This window comes from Gellertiella sp. DMC107, assembly GCF_056313605.1.
The window spans coordinates 446576-463523 of sequence record NZ_JBQUZZ010000004.1; the positions used below are offsets into that span (position 1 = coordinate 446576).

Genomic DNA, 16948 nt, shown 5'->3' on the forward strand with positions numbered 1-16948 from the left:
TCACGCCGCATCGGCATGGCGGCGCAAGAGTGCGAGAAGGAGCGTCAGCGCGGCAGGTGTCATCCCGTCAATTTTCGAAGCTTGGGCCAAGTCCACCGGACGATTCTTTTCCAGCTTCATCTTGAGCTCGTTCGAAAGACCGGCGATGTCACGATACTCGAAATCCGATGGAATCAGGACTGCCTCATCGCGCTTGACCTGTTGGATGTCATGTTCCTGCCGTTGTAGATAGACGGCATAGCCTGATTCAATCTCGAGAGCCTCAAGAATATGGGGGGACAGGTGTTTAAGCCAAGGCCAAATTTCTTGTAGCGCCGCACGGGAGCATTGCGGATGCGCGAGCAGATCATAGGCGGATCGTCGTTGACCATCGAGATTCAGTTGCAAACCATTCTTGCGTGCCGAATTGGGCGTTATGGTTTCCTGCTGTAACTCTTGGCGGGCGCGGTCCATCTCGGTCTGAAATTCCGTGAACCGTTTGATACGATCGCGGGACACACATCCGAGCTCTATAGCCAGCGGCGTCAGGCGCTGGTCTGCATTGTCGGCACGTAGCGTCAGGCGATATTCTGCGCGAGAGGTGAACATCCGGTACGGTTCCATGATGCCTCGGCTGGTCAGATCATCAATCATCACACCGATGTAGGAATTCGTCCGGCTGAAAACTAAGGGTGCCTTATCGGAGGCAAAAAGCGCCGCATTCAATCCCGCGACAAGGCCTTGGGCGGCGGCCTCCTCGTAACCGGTTGTTCCGTTGATCTGACCAGCGAGAAATAGTCCTTTTGCCTTTTTAACCGCCAATGTCTTGTCAAGCTCGCGCGGATCGACATGATCATATTCGATGGCATAACCAGGCTGCAGGATCTTGGCTTCTTCCAGACCCGGGATGGTGTGAATAAAAGCTTCCTGAACAGAAGCCGGCAGGGATGTCGAAATACCATTGGGGTAAACCGTCGGATCGTCCAGACCTTCCGGCTCAAGGAAAACCTGATGCCCATCTCGTTCGCCGAAGCGTACAATTTTGTCCTCGATTGAAGGACAATAGCGGGGCCCCACGCCCTCGATCTGGCCGGAATACATCGCGGAGAATTTCAAATTGTCCGAGATGATGCGGTGGGTTGCAGACGTCGTTCGGGTGATTCCACACTGCACCTGCGGTACGGTTATTTTGTCCGTCAGGAATGAAAACGGAACAGGATCCTCATCGGCGTCCTGCATCTCCAAGTACGCCCATCGAATGCTGTCCCGATGGAGGCGTGCCGGTGTGCCCGTCTTCAGCCGTCCTAGACGCAGTCCCAGCCTCGCCAAGCTGGACGAGAGGCCGATAGAAGGTGCTTCTCCCATGCGTCCAGCTGGGATTTTTTCGTTTCCAATGTGAATCAATCCATTTAGAAAGGTCCCTGTGGTGATCACGATGGCCGCGCTATCCAAGATGCGTCCGTCCGCCAATTGCAAGCCCCGCACCGATCCATTCTCAAGGATGATGCCATTCGCATCGCCCTCCAGGATGTCCAGATTGGCGGTCTCCAGCAGCGCATGCTGCATTGCTAGCCTGTAGAGCTTTCTATCCGCCTGCGTGCGGGGTCCACGGACCGCTGGACCCTTGCGTCTGTTCAGCATTCGAAACTGTATACCGGAGCGGTCGGCAATACGGCCCATGAGGCCATCGAAAGCGTCAATTTCCCGGACGAGATGCCCTTTTCCCAGGCCGCCAATGGCGGGATTGCAGGACATAACGCCTATGTTTTCGCTCTTATGTGTCACCAGAGCCGTCTGACATCCGAGACGGGCAGCGGCGGCCGCAGCTTCGCAACCTGCATGCCCACCTCCTACGATGATCACATCAAATCGCCTATTCATCATGGTATCCATCCGTTTCACGTGAAACGCCCGTTTCGAGTCCGAATCGAATCTTGTGTTTCACGTGAATCATCATTTTCCGACGCAGAATCGAGAGAAAATCACGTCCAGAAGAGCCTCTGTGTTGACAAATCCGGTAATGCTGCCCAGCCTGTGAGACGCCAATCTCAGATACTCCGCCCTCAGCGAAAGATCCGCCAATGTTTTATCGCGGGCTAGCGACATATAATGCACTGCCTCTTTCAGGAGGCTTACATGACGTTCTCTCGTAGGGATAGCAAGCGAGTTTCTGGATTCGATAATCTTGATATCCGCAACAAGAGCGGCGAGCAGTCGATCCATCCCGTCACCCGTGAGTGTCGATATCACGACATCATAGGGGTGCTCAAGGCGTTCGGTCGCCAAATCCGATTTCGTTCCGACAAGCAGACACTTTCTGGCCTGCACCTCAGGTTCTTCCCAGGCCTCATTGCAAGGGTGCAGGTAAAGGACAAGATCGGCAGCCTCAGCCGCGCGGTGGGCTCTTTTGATCCCTTCCATCTCGACGATATCATCCGTATCGCGCAAACCAGCGGTATCCGTAACCGTGACCGCATAACCATCGATATCCAAATCGACGGATAATGCATCCCTCGTGGTCCCAGCGATGGGCGTTACAATCGCGACGTCCCGTTTGGAGAGCGCATTCAATAGGCTCGACTTACCGGAATTCGGTGCGCCGACAAGGACGACCTTGAGGCCGTCTCTTACGATTTCACCGACTTTTGCCAATGCAAGATGTCTGAGGATCTCTTCTTCCAGGGCTTGAAGATGCGGCCACACCTGGTCCGATACGGAACCCGGAATGTCCTCCTCATCTGCAAAGTCGAGTTCGGCCTCGATCATGGCCCTCGCTTGGGTGAGCTGCTGCATCCAGGACAGATAGAGCGCGGACAGATGACCCTGGCTCAGTTCTATGGCAAGGCGCCGTTGCATTTCGGTTTCAGCCGAAAGAAGGTCTGAAAGGCCCTCCACCTCTACCAGATCCATCTTTCCCGCTTGAAGGGCGAGACGGGTGAACTCCCCGGGTTCGGCATGACGGGCAGTCGGGTAGTCGGAGAGCAGGGAAAGAATCTTGGCAACAACCGCTTTGCTTCCATGAACGTGAAGCTCGGCACAATCTCCGCCTGTAAAGGAGTTTGGGCCGGGGAAGAAGAGGATCAAGCCCTCATCGACAGACTGTTGGTTTCGATCCCGAATCGTTCTCAGAACTGCGCTTCGTGGGGAAGGGATGATGCCGGTCAAGTCCATCAAGATGTCCCGGCAGAGGGGGCCACTGATCCGGATAACCGCAATGCCGGCGGGGAGGGATCCGCTTGAGAGGGCATAGATGGTGTTCATATCAGCGTTCCGAGCTCCCTTACAGAAACGGGCCCTGAAGGGCCCGTTCACACAAATGAATCCGGCTAACCTTACGTATTCATGGAGTCGAAGAAGTCGCCGTTATTTTTGGTTTGCTTCAATTTATCGATCAGGAACTCAATGGCATCTGTCGTACCCATCGGTGCAAGGATGCGGCGCAGGACGAAAATCTTCTGAAGATCCTGGCGCGGAACCAGAAGGTCTTCCTTACGGGTACCGGATTTGAGGATATCCATCGCCGGGAAGATTCGCTTGTCGGCAACCTTCCGATCCAGGACGATTTCAGAGTTGCCCGTTCCCTTGAATTCTTCAAAGATCACTTCGTCCATTCGGCTTCCGGTGTCGATGAGGGCCGTCGCGATAATGGTAAGGGACCCACCTTCCTCGATATTTCGAGCCGCCCCGAAGAAGCGTTTCGGACGCTGCAAGGCATTTGCATCCACGCCGCCGGTCAAGACCTTGCCGGAAGACGGCACCACCGTGTTGTAGGCACGACCGAGGCGGGTAATCGAGTCAAGCAGGATCACGACATCACGGCCATGTTCGACCAGGCGTTTAGCTTTCTCGATCACCATCTCGGCAACCTGAACATGCCGCACGGCAGGTTCGTCAAATGTGGAGGAAACCACTTCACCCCGAACCGACCGCTGCATGTCGGTCACTTCTTCCGGTCGCTCATCGATCAGAAGAACGATGAGGTAACACTCGGGATGATTGGCAGTGATGGAATGCGCAATATTCTGCAGCAATACGGTCTTACCCGTACGGGGCGGCGCGACAATCAGGCCACGCTGTCCCTTGCCGAGGGGCGCGACAAGATCGATAACCCGCGCAGAAAGATCCTTGGATGTGGGAACATCCAGCTCCATCTTGAAACGCTCGTTCGGATAAAGCGGCGTGAGGTTGTCGAAGTGCACCTTGTGACGGATCTTTTCCGGATCGTCGAAATTGATGGTGTTCACCTTCAGAAGGGCGAAATAACGCTCGCCTTCCTTCGGGCCGCGGATGGGACCCTCGACCGTATCGCCAGTCTTCAGCGAGAAGCGGCGAATTTGCGAGGGCGAAATATAGATATCGTCGGGACCCGGCAGGTAATTGGCATTGGCCGAGCGAAGGAAACCGAAGCCATCCTGCAAGACTTCAACGACGCCCTCGCCGATGATCTCGACATCCTGGCTCGCCAGCATTTTCAAGATGGCAAACATGAGCTCCTGCTTGCGCATCGTGCTCGCATTTTCAACTTCCAGCGATTCGGCGAATGCCAGAAGATCGGTCGGAGTCTTGTTCTTAAGATCCTGAAGCTTCATTTCAGCCATAAACAGACCATGATTTTGGGAATTTGGGGAAGGCGTGTTTTACGAATTCGGTCTGCGGATCAAGGGCCACAGACAACGGAATGCATACATGCCGCGAAGAAGAGTTGGCCGGAAAATAGCGACAAGGCGCATGCGCCGCAAGGGGGGTGCGGCGATAAAGAACAATGCCCGGTGTCGAGACCTATCCGGTCCGGGCTAGAAAGGCTGTACGATCACCAGAATCACGATGATAATCATCAGAACCGTCGGAATCTCGTTGACCAGACGCCAGAACCGCGCAGTTCTCGTAATCTCGTCCCGAAAAAAGTCCTGTGCGGATTTTGCCAGAAATTCGTGGGTAATGGTCAGCAAGACCACGGCAAGCAATTTGGCATGAAGCCAGCCGCCCTGAAAATGATGAACCGTCCACGCCAGATACAAGCCGAAAATCCATGAGAATATCATGGCCGGCCGCATTATGACCTTGAGCAGGCGCTGTTCCATCACCTTGAACGTCTCCGCCTGGACAGAGCCTGGCTCGGCGTCGGTATGATAGATGAACAGGCGGGGCAGATAGAGCAAGCCCGCCATCCAGGATATGACAGCGATCACATGGAACGCCTTGATCCATGGATAGACGGTTCCGGGGTCGCCCCACAGGAGGAAGACACCAAGACCGCCAAAGGCGGCGAGAGCGATCGCAGCACGAATCTGCGCTTTTTTGCCTGCCTTCAGTCCGGTTTCTTTTTCCATCACATATCAGCCCTTGAAGCGGCGAACCTGTTCCACAAGTTTCGTCACGTTTTCCGGATCGGCCTGAGGTGTAATCCCGTGGCCCAGATTGAAGATCAGGGGACCGTGACCGAGAGCATCCAGGACAGCATTTATGCCATCCTCCAGCGCTTTGCCCCCTGCAACCACGCGCATCGGGTCGAGGTTCCCCTGCACCGGTCCCTCTTTTTGCAGATCCCTGGCAAAGGAGAGGGGGACGGACCAATCAAGGCCGATCGCATCCGCGCCTGTGTTGCGACGATAATCCCTGAGCATCACTCCCGCACCCTTGGCGAAGGCAATGATCCGGGCATGCGGGCGAGCCGCCCTGATAATGTCAATCATCCGCCGCACGGGAATTTCAGCAAATTCCGCGAATTCGGCCTCACCGAGAACGCCGGCCCAAGAATCGAAGATCTGGACTGCATCCGCGCCGGCATCGATCTGACGAATGAGGTATTCGGCCGAAATTTCCGCGAGGAGGGCCAACAAGGACCGGAATGCCTGCGGATGCCGATAAGCGAAAAGCCGGGCGGGCGCCTGATCGGGCGTCCCATGCCCCGCGATCATATAGGTCGCTACCGTCCAGGGAGCCCCACAGAAACCCAGGAGCGTGGTTTCCTCGGGAAGTTCGGTTCTCAACCGCCGAACCGTTTCGAAAACCGGTTCGACATGAGAAAAGACCGTCCCTGTTTCCAGTTTGCGGATGCCGTCTTCGTCGATCGGATCCATCTCCGGACCGTGACCTTCGGTAAACCTCACGTTCCGTTTCAAGGCATCGGGGATCACCAGAATATCGGAAAACAGGATCGCCGCATCGAAGGCGTAGCGCCGGATCGGCTGCATCGTCACCTCGACTGCATATTCGGGCGAATAGCAAAGATCGAGAAAACTACCCGCCTTCGCCCGCGTGGCCCGATACTCGGGCAGATAACGTCCGGCTTGCCTCATCAGCCATATGGGCGGAGGCGTCAGTGTCTTTCCGCTCAAGACCTCGAGGATTTTCCGTTGTGTCTGGCTCAAGGCTGAGGCTCCCATAAAAAAACAAAGAGATATTAATTGGTTTCTATTTCTTAGAGTCGGTGAGTATCAAGGATTAAAAGCAATGCACGCTTTGTGCGATTTGACGCATGAGTGCCGAACCGCTGTGAAAGAACAAAAGCGAACATCTGGGATACAGCTTGGATAGGAATAATTCTCCATGAATTTCAGATATTTAAAGAGAATTATATATGTGCGGAAGCTGTGGATGGATTGTGCATCGTTCCAGACATGGGAAAGCTTGTCCCCAGTATGAACAGCCCGGCTCGTCATCCGGCCACAGGAACGCCAAATGTGGATAAATGCCGGTTTTTCCCCTTGCCGGTTCGGGTCGCCACGATTTACGTCTGTCTGTCCCGGTTTTTCAACAGCGAGCGGATGATAGCGTGGAGAACAGAAAAAACTTCTTTCATCTGCACCTGATTTCTGACTCAACAGGAGAGACTCTGATCTCCGCGGGACGGGCTGCCTCGGCCCAGTTTCCCGGAAGTCATCCCATCGAACATGTCTATCCGCTGATCCGTAACAGGAAACAGCTCTTGGCGGTTTTGGAGGCAATCGATGCGACGCCCGGCATTGTCCTCTACACGGTGGTGGACAAGGATCTGGCTGTTTTCCTCGATCAGAAGTGTCGGGAAATGGGCGTTCCCTGTGTCAATGTGATCGAACCGGTCATGGACATTTTCCAGGCTTATCTTGGCGCACCATCCCGACGGCGGGTTGGCGCACAGCATCGCATGAATGCGGACTACTTCGCCCGGATTGAAGCGCTCAATTTCACCATGGATCACGATGACGGGCAGCTTTCCGATGATTACGACGACGCGGATGTCGTCATCATTGGCATCAGCCGTACCTCGAAAACACCCACCAGCATCTATCTGGCCAATCGCGGAATCCGCACGGCCAACCTCCCTCTGGTGCCGGGTGTGCCATTGCCCGAGGCTCTGGTGAAGTCAACCAAGCCCCTGATCGTTTGCCTGACGGCCACATCGGACCGCATCTCTCAGGTTCGAGAAAACCGGGTGCTGGGCACCACCGGCGATTTTCATGGCGGACAATATACGGACCGGGCAACGATTACCGAGGAATTGAAGTATGCCCGCGCTGTCTGCGCCAGAAACAACTGGCCCATGATTGATGTCACCCGTCGGTCCATCGAAGAGACGGCTGCTGCCATCGTTGCCCTGCGGCCGAAGTTGCGTTAAGGCGCGTGCCACCAGGAGGGTCGACAATGCACACTTTGGTTCTTGCCTCCGGAAGCCCCTTCCGTCGGCAGTTGATGGAAAATGCAGGCCTGGCATTTTCGGTGGATCCGGCACGGATTGACGAACGGGCCATTGAAGCGCCGTTGGAAAAAGACGGAGCAAGTCCCGATAGGGTGGCAATAGCCTTGGCGATTGCCAAGGCCAGGGATGTTTCTGCCCGCCACCCGGGCTGCTTGATTATTGGTTCGGATCAAACGCTGTCGCTTGGGCATCGGGTCTATCACAAGCCCGGAAATCTGGCGGAAGCGGCTGCTCATCTGCAATCCTTTTCCGGGAAAACCCATCGCCTCAGCAGTGCCGTCGCCCTGGTGCGCGATCAGGACATTGTCTGGACCCACGTATCCCATGCGGAATTGACCGTGCGCGAACTGACACCTGAGTTCATCGCACGGCACCTTGAACGTGTCGGTCCGAAAGTGCTTTCCAGTGTCGGCGCCTATCAGCTGGAAGGCGAGGGAGTTCAGCTTTTCTCCCGGATAGACGGAGACTACTTCACCATTCTGGGCTTGCCCCTTTTGCCACTTCTTAACAAATTGCGAGAGCTGGGGGAGATCGATGCGTGATTCACGTGAAACATTAACCAAGAATGCTTTTGTTGCCGGCTATCCAGTCAAGCATTCCCGCTCACCTATGATCCACGGATACTGGTTGAATCGCCTTGGCATAGAGGGGTCCTATGTCGCTCACCCCGTCGAGCCAGCCGACTTCGAAAAATTCATGCGGGACCTGAAAACCGGAGAATCCGGCTATGTAGGAGGAAACGTCACCATTCCTCACAAGGAATCCGCCTTCCGCCTGGCGGACAGGCCGGATGATTTGGCGGAGGAGTTGGGTGTCGCCAATACACTGTGGCTTGAGAACGGAGAGGTTCACGCGACAAACACCGATGGCCGGGGATTCATCGCCAATCTCGATCAGCGGCATCCGGGATGGGACCGGCCGTCACAGGGGTTGTCCCGACGTGCGGTCATCCTTGGAGCCGGTGGGGCAGCCCGGGCCGTCATCCAGGCCGTACGGGATCGCGGATTCGATGAGGTGCATGTGGTCAATCGAACGCTGGCCCGTGCGCAGGAGATGCGTGACAGGTTCGGTCCGCACGTCTACGCCCATCCGCTGGATGCCTTGACCGAGGTGATGCGCTCCGCCTCGCTATTCGTCAACACAACGTCCCTGGGCATGGACGGAGAACCTGCCCCTTCGATCGATTTTTCGCCGCTTCAGGAAAATGCGGTCGTAACCGACATAGTTTACGTGCCGCTGATCACGCCCATTCTTCGGCAGGCCATAGATCAGGGTCGTGCCGTTGTGGACGGGTTGGGAATGCTCCTGCACCAGGCAGCACCGGGATTCGAGATCTGGTTCGGCCGGAAACCCGAGGTGGATGAGGAGCTGCGGGCACTCATCGTCGCGGACATGGAAGCACATTGAAATGAAGATCCTTGGTCTCACCGGATCGATCGGAATGGGCAAATCGACGACGGCGGATTTGTTCCGGCAGGCCGGCGTCTCGGTCAACGACGCGGACCGCGTCGTTCATGACCTTTATAAGGGGGAAGCCGTCCCTGCCATGCGCGCTGCGTTTCCAGGTGCGGTTGTCGATGGGGTTGTGGATCGCCAGGCCTTGTCAAGGCAACTCACAGAAAAGCCAGCTCTCTTCAGGACGCTGGAAGCCATCATTCACCCCCTTGTCCAGGAACGGGAGCGCCGCTTCGTAGAGGAAAACCGGGAGAAAGGCGCGCCGGTCATCGTACTGGATATTCCCCTGCTGTTCGAAGTCGGGGGCGAGGGAAGAGTGGACAAGGTGATTGTTGTTTCCTGCGATCCCGAGGAACAGCGGCGGCGTGTTCTTGCGAGACTGGGCATGACAGCCGAAAAATTCGAGCTTATTCTCTCCCGCCAGCTGCCCGACCACGAAAAGCGACGCAGAGCCGATTTTGTCATCGACACCGGTCAGGGCATTGAATACGCCCGGAAGCAGGTGGAAACGATCCTCGATAAGATAACCCGTGAAAAGGCCTGACATGCGCGAGATCATTTTTGATACCGAAACCACAGGCCTCGACAGCAAATCGGACCGCATAATTGAAATCGGCGGCATCGAACTGGTCAATCATTTTCCCACGGGCCGCACATTGCATCTTTATATCAATCCGGAAGGGACGAAGGTTCATCCGGACGCGCTCGCGGTCCATGGAATTTCAGACGAGTTCTTGGCGGACAAGCCAGTATTTGCCCATGTCGTACAGGAGATCATAAGCTTCTTTGAAGGGGCGATGTGGATCGCACATAATGCCAGCTTCGATATGGGCTTCATCAATGCGGAATTTGCCCGGCTCGGAATTCCGCCCATTGCCCCTGACCAGGTGATCGATACGCTCCAGCTCGCCCGTCGCAAGAATCCGATGGGCCCGAATTCGCTGGATGCGCTGTGCAGGCGCTACGGGATAGACAATTCACACCGGACGAAACACGGCGCGCTTCTCGACTCCGAGCTTCTGGCGGAAGTTTACATCGAGATGATTGGCGGTCGACAGACTGCCCTGGTCCTTGGATCGACCGAGGAAAAGACCACCGTCGTCATCGAGGAAGACGCGTCCATCAGCCTCGATGTGCTCGTGAGGCCGCGCCCGCTGCCTTCACGCCTCACGACTGAGGAAGCGGCAGCCCATGAAGCCATGATTGCGAAAATGGGCGCCAAGGCCATTTGGTCGCGCTACGGCACCGAATAAATCGCCGGCCTTCAACAAAAAAGCCCAGCCATGGCCGGGCTTCATAGGGACGAAAACCGAAAATCTCAGTTCGTGACCTGACCGCGTTGCTGTTCTTCGGCCATGCGCTGCGCAAACATTTGCGCAAAATCGATGGGATCGATCATCAGCGGAGGGAAGCCGCCATTGCGGGTCGCGTCTGCGACGATCTGGCGTGCGAAGGGGAAAATCAGCCGCGGGCATTCGATGAACAGAATGGGCAGCATGTGCTCCTGCGGGAAGCCGGTGATGCGGAAGACGCCGCCGTAAACCAGTTCGCAATGGAACAGTACCTTGTCGCCGTCTTTCGCTTCCGCATTGAGCGACAGGACAACATCGAAGTCGGCATCGGACAGCGGGTTCGCGTTCACATTCACATTGATATTGATGTCGGGAGCACGATCACGCGACTGCAACGAGCGCGGCGCACCGGGAACCTCGAAAGACAGGTCCTTCATATATTGGGCAAGAATGGTCAGGCTCGGGCTTGCGCCCTTGGAATTTTCATCGGTCATGAAAGAATTTCCCTGTCTCTGAAGGTCAGCAGTGGGGGTGGATTAGCATTTCGTCCCGGGGCTTACAACCCTCGCGCCTGGCGCGGCTATCGAGGGCCGATCCGGTCCCGGGCGCGATCGCTCGGATCCCCATCGCGGTGAAACTCCTCCGCGTCGAGATCGACAACCGTTTCTTCGTCGCGCGGTCCATATCGATAGGACTCGCGATAGACGGTCCCGGACGTGTTTGAAAAACGGGTCTTGACCATCGATCGTCCTGCAATCCACCGCCTGACTGCGGGTATAAGCAGCAGAAGTCCCAGAGCATCGGTGAGAAACCCGGGGAGAAGCAGCAGCAGGCCAGACAGGATCGTCATCGCATCCTTTCCAAGCCCGCTTTCCGGCGGCGTACCTGTGCGGGCCATACGGGCAATCTTGGCAGCCATGCCGAAGCCCTGTTGCCGCACGATCAGCAAACCTGAAAACGAGGTCAGGAGCACGAGAAGCAGGGCGATCCAGAAGCCGAGCCATTCCACGACCAGACCGAAAGCGATGATTTCGCAGAGCGGAATGAGGATAAGGAAAAGGGATAAAACACGCATGGGCTTGCTCCGGCACTGTTGTTGGGCGCCCTTCGGTCGCCCTGCCGCATGTTTGGGTGACCTTGCCATTTGAATGATGGGCCAAGGAAGACTATATGGGAACGACAACTCAAAGAGAACAACGATAAAACGGCGAAAATGGGCTCCAACGATTTCATCACACTGTTCTTCCTTGTCGCTGCAGTCCTGATTTTTCTGCAGCTCAGAAGCGTGCTCGGTCGCCGTACAGGGAACGAAAAACCACCGTTCGAACCCATGAGTCCGAGGGAAACGCTTCGGCCGGATGCACCGGATGCAGGCAAGGTCATAACGCTGCCACGCCGCGACATCAGCGATGGTGACGACCGCCTGAGCCAGGCTGACCTTTATACAAAGCCAGGAAGCGAAGCGAATGGCGATCTCCGCGAGCTGATGAAGGTCGATCCCGCTTTCGATCCGAAATCCTTCTTCCAGGGCGCACGAATGGCTTACGAGATGATCGTGACAGCCTTTGCCGAGGGTGATCGGAAGACCCTGCGCGGTCTTTTGTCTCCCGATGTCTTTGAAAGCTTTCAGGGTGCGATCGTCGATCGTGAAGGCCGCGGCGAAAAGGTAAAGTTCAATTTCGTCGGTATCTCGCGTCTCGATCTGCTCAAGATCGACATGAAAGGCAGCGATGTTCAGATTACCTTGTCCATCGGCGGGCAGTTCATTTCCGCCACGCTCGACAAGAATGGACAGGTCGTTGATGGAGACGAAGAGCAGGTGGCCGAAGTGAGTGATATCTGGACGCTTTCACGCGACATGCGTTCGCGCGATCCGAATTGGACTGTCATCGCGACCGAAGCCGAGCACTAATCCCATGACGGATCGGTTCCGCCTGAAGAAGACCGATTTCCATCAGCTGCCGGGTTGGGAATCCGATGATCCCCGCGCCCTGTTTCCAGCCCTGAACGACTGTCTGGCGTATGTCCAGACAGTCAAGCCCTACCGAACCGGTTCTCTCGGTCTGACGAGCAGCGATTTGGCGCTGGTGCTCGAAGCCGCAGCGTGCGCGGAGATCCACTCCGCGCAGGAGGCCCGCGCCTTTTTCGAAAGGCATTTCATCCCCTTCCTCATCCTGGCGGATGAGAAGCCGGACGGCTTCGTGACCGCATTTTATGAACCGGAAGTCGATGTTGCAGCCGATCCCGACGAAGTATTCCGCTACCCTTTCTATCGCCGTCCGAGCGATCTGGTGGATCTCGATGAGGGCAACAGGCCACCCGAACTGGACCGGTCCTATGCCTTCGGAAAACGGGAAGACGATGGTTCAGTGGCCGCCTATGCAGACCGCCGGGCCATCGATCAGGGTTATCTGGACGGCCGAGGACTGGAAATAGCCTGGGCGAAATCGAAAGCCGATGTATTCTTCGCCCATGTCCAGGGCGCGGCGCGACTCATCTATCCCGATGGATCGATGCGGCGGATCACCTATGCCGCCAAGGCCGGCCATCCCTTTTCGCCGATAGGAAAGCTTTTGCTGGATCGCGGCGAAATCGCCCCCGAAGCCATATCGATGCAGGCCATTCGAGCCTGGTTGCAAGCCAACCCGGAAAAGGCCGATGAAGTCTATTGGCACAATCGATCCTATATTTTCTTCCGGGAATCCGAACTTGCCGATCCCGGCAAGGGGCCGATCGCGGCGGCCAAGGTTCCGCTCGTACCGGGACGCTCCCTGGCAGTCGATCGGCTGATCCATACATTTGGTTTCCCCTTCTTCATTCACGCGCCGGAACTGACGCATCTCGACAGCGGCAGGCCTTTCTCTCGCTTGATGCTCGCCCTGGATACCGGAACCGCTATTGTGGGACCGGCTCGAGGAGACATATTCACAGGTTGGGGTCCGGAAGCGGGTGAGCAAGCAGGCACGGTCAGAAACCGCGCGTCTTTCCATGTTTTCATTCCGAAGCAGGCAGCCGAAAGGTTCGGCTGATGGCGCGCGACCGGGAACTCAAGACAGAAGAGAGAATTCTCTGGGGCAAGGTCGCGAAGACGACCCGACCCATGCCGGGTCGCATGGAAGATCTTCTGGCCTTCCAAGATCTGCAGCCTTCCGCTGAAACGGAAGTGCCCGCAACCGTGGTATCGACAGCAGCCTTTGCCGGGGGAGGAGAGGCAAAATCTCTTTCTCGCGAGGCAAGGCAGCATCAACCCCTTGAAAAGCCGGTCAAGCGCAAGCTTGCGCGAGGGCGGCTTGCTCTCGAAGCCCGAATTGATCTTCACGGCATGATACAGAGCGAAGCCCACGGTCTGCTGCTCGATTTCCTGATCCACGCCCATGAACGAGGTTTGCGCCATGTCCTTGTCATCACGGGGAAAGGGCGCTCCATGGGAAGCGAGGGCGCTCTCAAGCGTGCGGTGCCTCTCTGGTTTTCCAAGCCCGAATTTCGATACCTGATTTCCTCTCACGAGCCAGCAGCCCATCATCATGGCGGGGAGGGCGCCCTCTATGTGCGTCTTGCCCGGGCAAGGAGCGAAAGGCCGTGACGCCCTTTGGCGAAGCCATGCGAACCCTCAGGCGGCGCAAGGGGGTTTCGCAAAAGGACATGGCGCAGGCCATCGGGGTGTCGCCGGCCTATCTGTCTGCCCTGGAACATGGGCACAAGGGCACACCGAGCTTTGATTTCCTGCAACGAGTTGCCGGCTATTTCAACATCATCTGGGACGAGGCCGAGGCGCTTTTCACGCTCGCCCAGGCCTCCGATCCCAAGGTTGTCCTGGATACGGCCGGGTTACCGGCTGCCTATACCGCCTTTGCGAACCGCCTTTCCGTCCGCTTGCGCGGATTGTCTCCGGAAGACATTGCCCGGATGGACGCCATTCTTGGCGAAGAGCGGGAATAGAGGGCAGATTCTGCCCGTAATCCCCGGTTTTATGCCGCATTTCCCGGGCAGAAGCTTGGGGGTAGGCGCCAAAATCCCTATATTCGAAGTGGACTATTCGCGCTGATTCGGGCGCAATTTTCCCAAGCAATTTGGAAAGACCAGGAATGACCGACGCAACGGAAAACAACCCGGCCGCCGTGGAATATGGCGCAGACTCGATCAAGGTTCTCAAAGGACTGGACGCAGTTCGCAAGCGCCCCGGCATGTATATCGGCGATACCGATGACGGGTCCGGTCTGCATCACATGGTCTATGAAGTGGTGGACAATGCCATCGACGAGGCCCTTGCGGGCCATGCCGACATTGTGACCGTCACACTGAATGCCGATGGATCCTGCACGGTCACCGACAATGGCCGCGGAATTCCGGTCGGGCTTCATCCGACGGAAGGGGTTTCCGCAGCCGAAGTCATCATGACGCAATTGCACGCCGGCGGTAAATTCGACCAGAATTCATACAAGGTATCCGGCGGTCTCCATGGCGTCGGCGTCTCGGTGGTCAACGCGCTTTCCGTCATGCTCCGGTTGAAGATTGCACGCGACGGCCACTGGCACGAGATGAGCTTTACCCACGGGGTTGCCGATGCACCCCTGGCGGTGACGGGACCCGCCGGCAACTATTCCGGCACCGAGGTCACATTCCTGCCCAGTACGGAAACCTTCACCCGTACCGAATTCGACTACGGTACGCTGGAGCACCGGCTTCGCGAACTGGCCTTCCTGAATTCGGGCGTCCGCATCGTGCTGACCGACAAGCGCCATTCCGACATCCGTCAGACCGAACTGCTCTATGATGGCGGTCTGGACGCCTTTGTGACCTATCTGGATCGCGCCAAGAAGCCGCTGGTGGACAAGCCGGTATCCATCCGAGGCGAGAAGGATGGAATAGCTGTCGAAGTGTCCATGTGGTGGAATGACAGCTATCATGAAAATGTGCTCTGCTTTACCAACAACATTCCGCAGCGGGATGGTGGAACGCATATGGCCGGGTTCAGGGCAGCGCTCACCCGCCAGATTGTTTCCTATGGCGAAAGCTCAGGTTTGACGAAGAAGGAGAAGGTGGCACTGACCGGCGAGGACTGCCGCGAGGGCCTGACCGCCGTTCTCTCCGTCAAGGTTCCGGATCCGAAGTTCTCGTCCCAGACCAAGGACAAGCTGGTCTCGTCGGAGGTGCGGCCCGTAGTTGAAAGCCTGGTCAACGAAGCGCTCAGCACCTGGCTGGAGGAACATCCTTCCGAGGCAAAGATTCTCGTCGGAAAGGTGGTGGAAGCCGCTGCCGCCCGCGAGGCTGCCCGCAAGGCGCGTGAACTTACCCGGCGCAAGGGTGCGCTCGACATTGCCTCTCTTCCGGGCAAGCTTGCCGATTGCTCCGAACGCGATCCGGCAAAATCCGAGCTTTTTCTGGTGGAGGGCGATTCTGCAGGTGGATCGGCCAAGCAGGGACGCTCCCGAGAGCGTCAGGCAATCCTTCCCTTGCGGGGCAAGATCTTGAATGTGGAGCGTGCGCGTTTCGACAAGATGCTGTCCAGTCAGGAAATCGGCACGCTCATTACGGCGCTCGGCACGTCGATCGGCAAAGACGAATTCAATATTGAAAAGCTGCGCTATCACAAGATCATCATCATGACGGATGCTGACGTGGACGGCGCCCACATTCGCACGCTGTTGCTGACCTTCTTCTTCCGGCAGATGCCGGCATTGATCGAAGCCGGGCATCTCTATATCGCCCAGCCGCCGCTGTATAAGGTAACCCGTGGCAAATCGGTACAGTATCTGAAGGATGAAAAGGCCTTCGAGGAATATCTGATCAGCCAAGGTCTCGAAGATACGGCCCTGAAGCTCGGCTCGGGAGAAGTACGAACCGGACAGGATCTTCGCGAAGTCATCAATGATGCCCTGCGTCTGCGGGCTCTCGTCGATGGCCTGCACTCCCGTTACAGTCGGTCCATCATCGAGCAGGCCGCCATTTGTGGGGCTTTGAACGCGGAACTCACCAGCAATCGCCAAAGAGCTGCGGAAACCGCAGCTGAAGTGGCAACCCGCCTTGACCTTATCGCAGAGGAAACGGAGCGTGGGTGGGAAGGGGAGGTCACGGAAGAAGGCGGCCTCCGCTTCTCACGCATGGTGCGTGGTGTGAAGGAAGTCGCCTATCTGGATATGGCGCTGATTGGTTCCTCGGATGCTCGCTACATAGACCAGATGACCGCGCGGCTGAAGGAAATCTATGCGGTACCGCCGGAACTGGTCCGAAAGGAAGGCCGGACCCAGATATCCGGCCCCCGTGCTCTTCTCGATGCTGTTTTTGCCAGCGGACGCAAGGGCATCTCCATGCAGCGTTACAAAGGTCTCGGCGAGATGAATGCCGAACAGCTTTGGGAAACCACCCTGGATCCCAATGTACGCTCGCTGCTGCAGGTCAAGGTGTCCGACGCAACGGACGCCGACGGTCTGTTCGCGCGCCTGATGGGCGACGAGGTGGAACCCCGCCGCGAGTTCATTCAGGAAAATGCCCTGAGCGTGGCAAATCTGGACATCTGACTGGCATCTCCGGATGCCGCTCGTTC

General features: G+C 56.8%; 17 protein-coding genes. 10 read left to right on the plus strand and 7 right to left on the minus strand.

The genetic code is table 11. The features are described 5' to 3' along the window. From mnmG to hemE, 5 genes are all read right to left on the minus strand, one after another. Positions 1-1863 (minus strand): tRNA uridine-5-carboxymethylaminomethyl(34) synthesis enzyme MnmG, encoded by a 1863-nt coding sequence (gene mnmG, locus ACT54B_RS15885; RefSeq protein ID WP_476046253.1) that lies wholly within the window; start codon positions 1861-1863, stop codon positions 1-3. A gap of 69 nt (positions 1864-1932) precedes the next feature. Further along, complete coding sequence (gene mnmE / locus ACT54B_RS15890) at positions 1933-3240, minus strand: tRNA uridine-5-carboxymethylaminomethyl(34) synthesis GTPase MnmE (protein ID WP_476046139.1); 1308 nt, start codon at positions 3238-3240, stop codon at positions 1933-1935. A 71-nt stretch (positions 3241-3311) separates the two neighbouring features. Further along, positions 3312-4577: a transcription termination factor Rho gene (gene rho / locus ACT54B_RS15895; protein ID WP_476046140.1), complete on the minus strand. Its 1266-nt coding sequence runs from the start codon at positions 4575-4577 to the stop codon at positions 3312-3314. A 195-nt stretch (positions 4578-4772) separates the two neighbouring features. Further along, positions 4773-5309 (minus strand): protoporphyrinogen oxidase HemJ, encoded by a 537-nt coding sequence (gene hemJ, locus ACT54B_RS15900; protein WP_476046141.1) that lies wholly within the window; start codon positions 5307-5309, stop codon positions 4773-4775. A 6-nt stretch (positions 5310-5315) separates the two neighbouring features. Then, complete coding sequence (gene hemE / locus ACT54B_RS15905) at positions 5316-6350, minus strand: uroporphyrinogen decarboxylase (RefSeq protein WP_476046142.1); 1035 nt, start codon at positions 6348-6350, stop codon at positions 5316-5318. A gap of 404 nt (positions 6351-6754) precedes the next feature. Between hemE and ACT54B_RS15910 the strand changes: the two genes are divergently transcribed. The 5 genes from ACT54B_RS15910 to dnaQ are packed head-to-tail and all read left to right on the plus strand — an operon-like array spanning position 6755 to position 10365. Further along, the gene (locus ACT54B_RS15910) at positions 6755-7576 is read left to right on the plus strand and encodes a pyruvate, water dikinase regulatory protein (protein ID WP_476046255.1); all 822 of its coding nucleotides are present in this window, start codon (positions 6755-6757) and stop codon (positions 7574-7576) included. A 26-nt stretch (positions 7577-7602) separates the two neighbouring features. Further along, the gene (locus ACT54B_RS15915) at positions 7603-8199 is read left to right on the plus strand and encodes a Maf-like protein (RefSeq protein WP_476046143.1); all 597 of its coding nucleotides are present in this window, start codon (positions 7603-7605) and stop codon (positions 8197-8199) included. Next, positions 8192-9064 carry a shikimate dehydrogenase gene (locus ACT54B_RS15920; RefSeq protein ID WP_476046144.1) on the plus strand — a complete coding sequence of 291 codons (873 nt, stop codon included), beginning with the start codon at positions 8192-8194 and terminating at the stop codon, positions 9062-9064. Before ACT54B_RS15915 ends, ACT54B_RS15920 begins: the two co-directional genes overlap by 8 nt. A 1-nt stretch (position 9065) precedes the next feature. After that, entirely contained in the window at positions 9066-9656 is a 591-nt protein-coding gene (gene coaE, locus ACT54B_RS15925) for a dephospho-CoA kinase (RefSeq protein WP_476046145.1), read from the plus strand. Position 9657: 1 nt separating this feature from the next. Then, a complete protein-coding gene (dnaQ, locus tag ACT54B_RS15930; RefSeq protein ID WP_476046146.1) occupies positions 9658-10365 on the plus strand; it encodes a DNA polymerase III subunit epsilon in 708 nt (235 codons plus the stop codon). A gap of 65 nt (positions 10366-10430) precedes the next feature. Here dnaQ and secB read toward each other — a convergent pair whose 3' ends face one another. Together secB and ACT54B_RS15940 are read right to left on the minus strand one after the other, a co-directional pair. Then, positions 10431-10898, minus strand: coding sequence for a protein-export chaperone SecB (gene secB, locus ACT54B_RS15935; RefSeq protein ID WP_476046147.1), 468 nt, complete (start codon positions 10896-10898; stop codon positions 10431-10433). An 86-nt stretch (positions 10899-10984) separates the two neighbouring features. After that, a complete protein-coding gene (locus ACT54B_RS15940; protein WP_476046148.1) occupies positions 10985-11479 on the minus strand; it encodes an FxsA family protein in 495 nt (164 codons plus the stop codon). A gap of 138 nt (positions 11480-11617) precedes the next feature. Between ACT54B_RS15940 and ACT54B_RS15945 the strand changes: the two genes are divergently transcribed. The 5 genes from ACT54B_RS15945 to gyrB all read left to right on the plus strand — a co-directional run bounded on the left by ACT54B_RS15945 (position 11618) and on the right by gyrB (position 16922). Then, complete coding sequence (locus ACT54B_RS15945) at positions 11618-12316, plus strand: Tim44/TimA family putative adaptor protein (RefSeq protein ID WP_476046149.1); 699 nt, start codon at positions 11618-11620, stop codon at positions 12314-12316. A 4-nt stretch (positions 12317-12320) separates the two neighbouring features. After that, the gene (gene mltA / locus ACT54B_RS15950; protein ID WP_476046150.1) at positions 12321-13433 is read left to right on the plus strand and encodes a murein transglycosylase A; all 1113 of its coding nucleotides are present in this window, start codon (positions 12321-12323) and stop codon (positions 13431-13433) included. Continuing rightward, positions 13433-13987, plus strand: coding sequence for a Smr/MutS family protein (locus ACT54B_RS15955; RefSeq protein WP_476046151.1), 555 nt, complete (start codon positions 13433-13435; stop codon positions 13985-13987). Before mltA ends, ACT54B_RS15955 begins: the two co-directional genes overlap by 1 nt. Beyond that, a complete protein-coding gene (locus ACT54B_RS15960) occupies positions 13984-14343 on the plus strand; it encodes a helix-turn-helix domain-containing protein (protein ID WP_476046152.1) in 360 nt (119 codons plus the stop codon). Before ACT54B_RS15955 ends, ACT54B_RS15960 begins: the two co-directional genes overlap by 4 nt. 146 nt (positions 14344-14489) lie before the next feature. Beyond that, positions 14490-16922 carry a DNA topoisomerase (ATP-hydrolyzing) subunit B gene (gene gyrB / locus ACT54B_RS15965; RefSeq protein WP_476046153.1) on the plus strand — a complete coding sequence of 811 codons (2433 nt, stop codon included), beginning with the start codon at positions 14490-14492 and terminating at the stop codon, positions 16920-16922. The last annotated feature ends 26 nt before the right edge of the window (positions 16923-16948 follow it).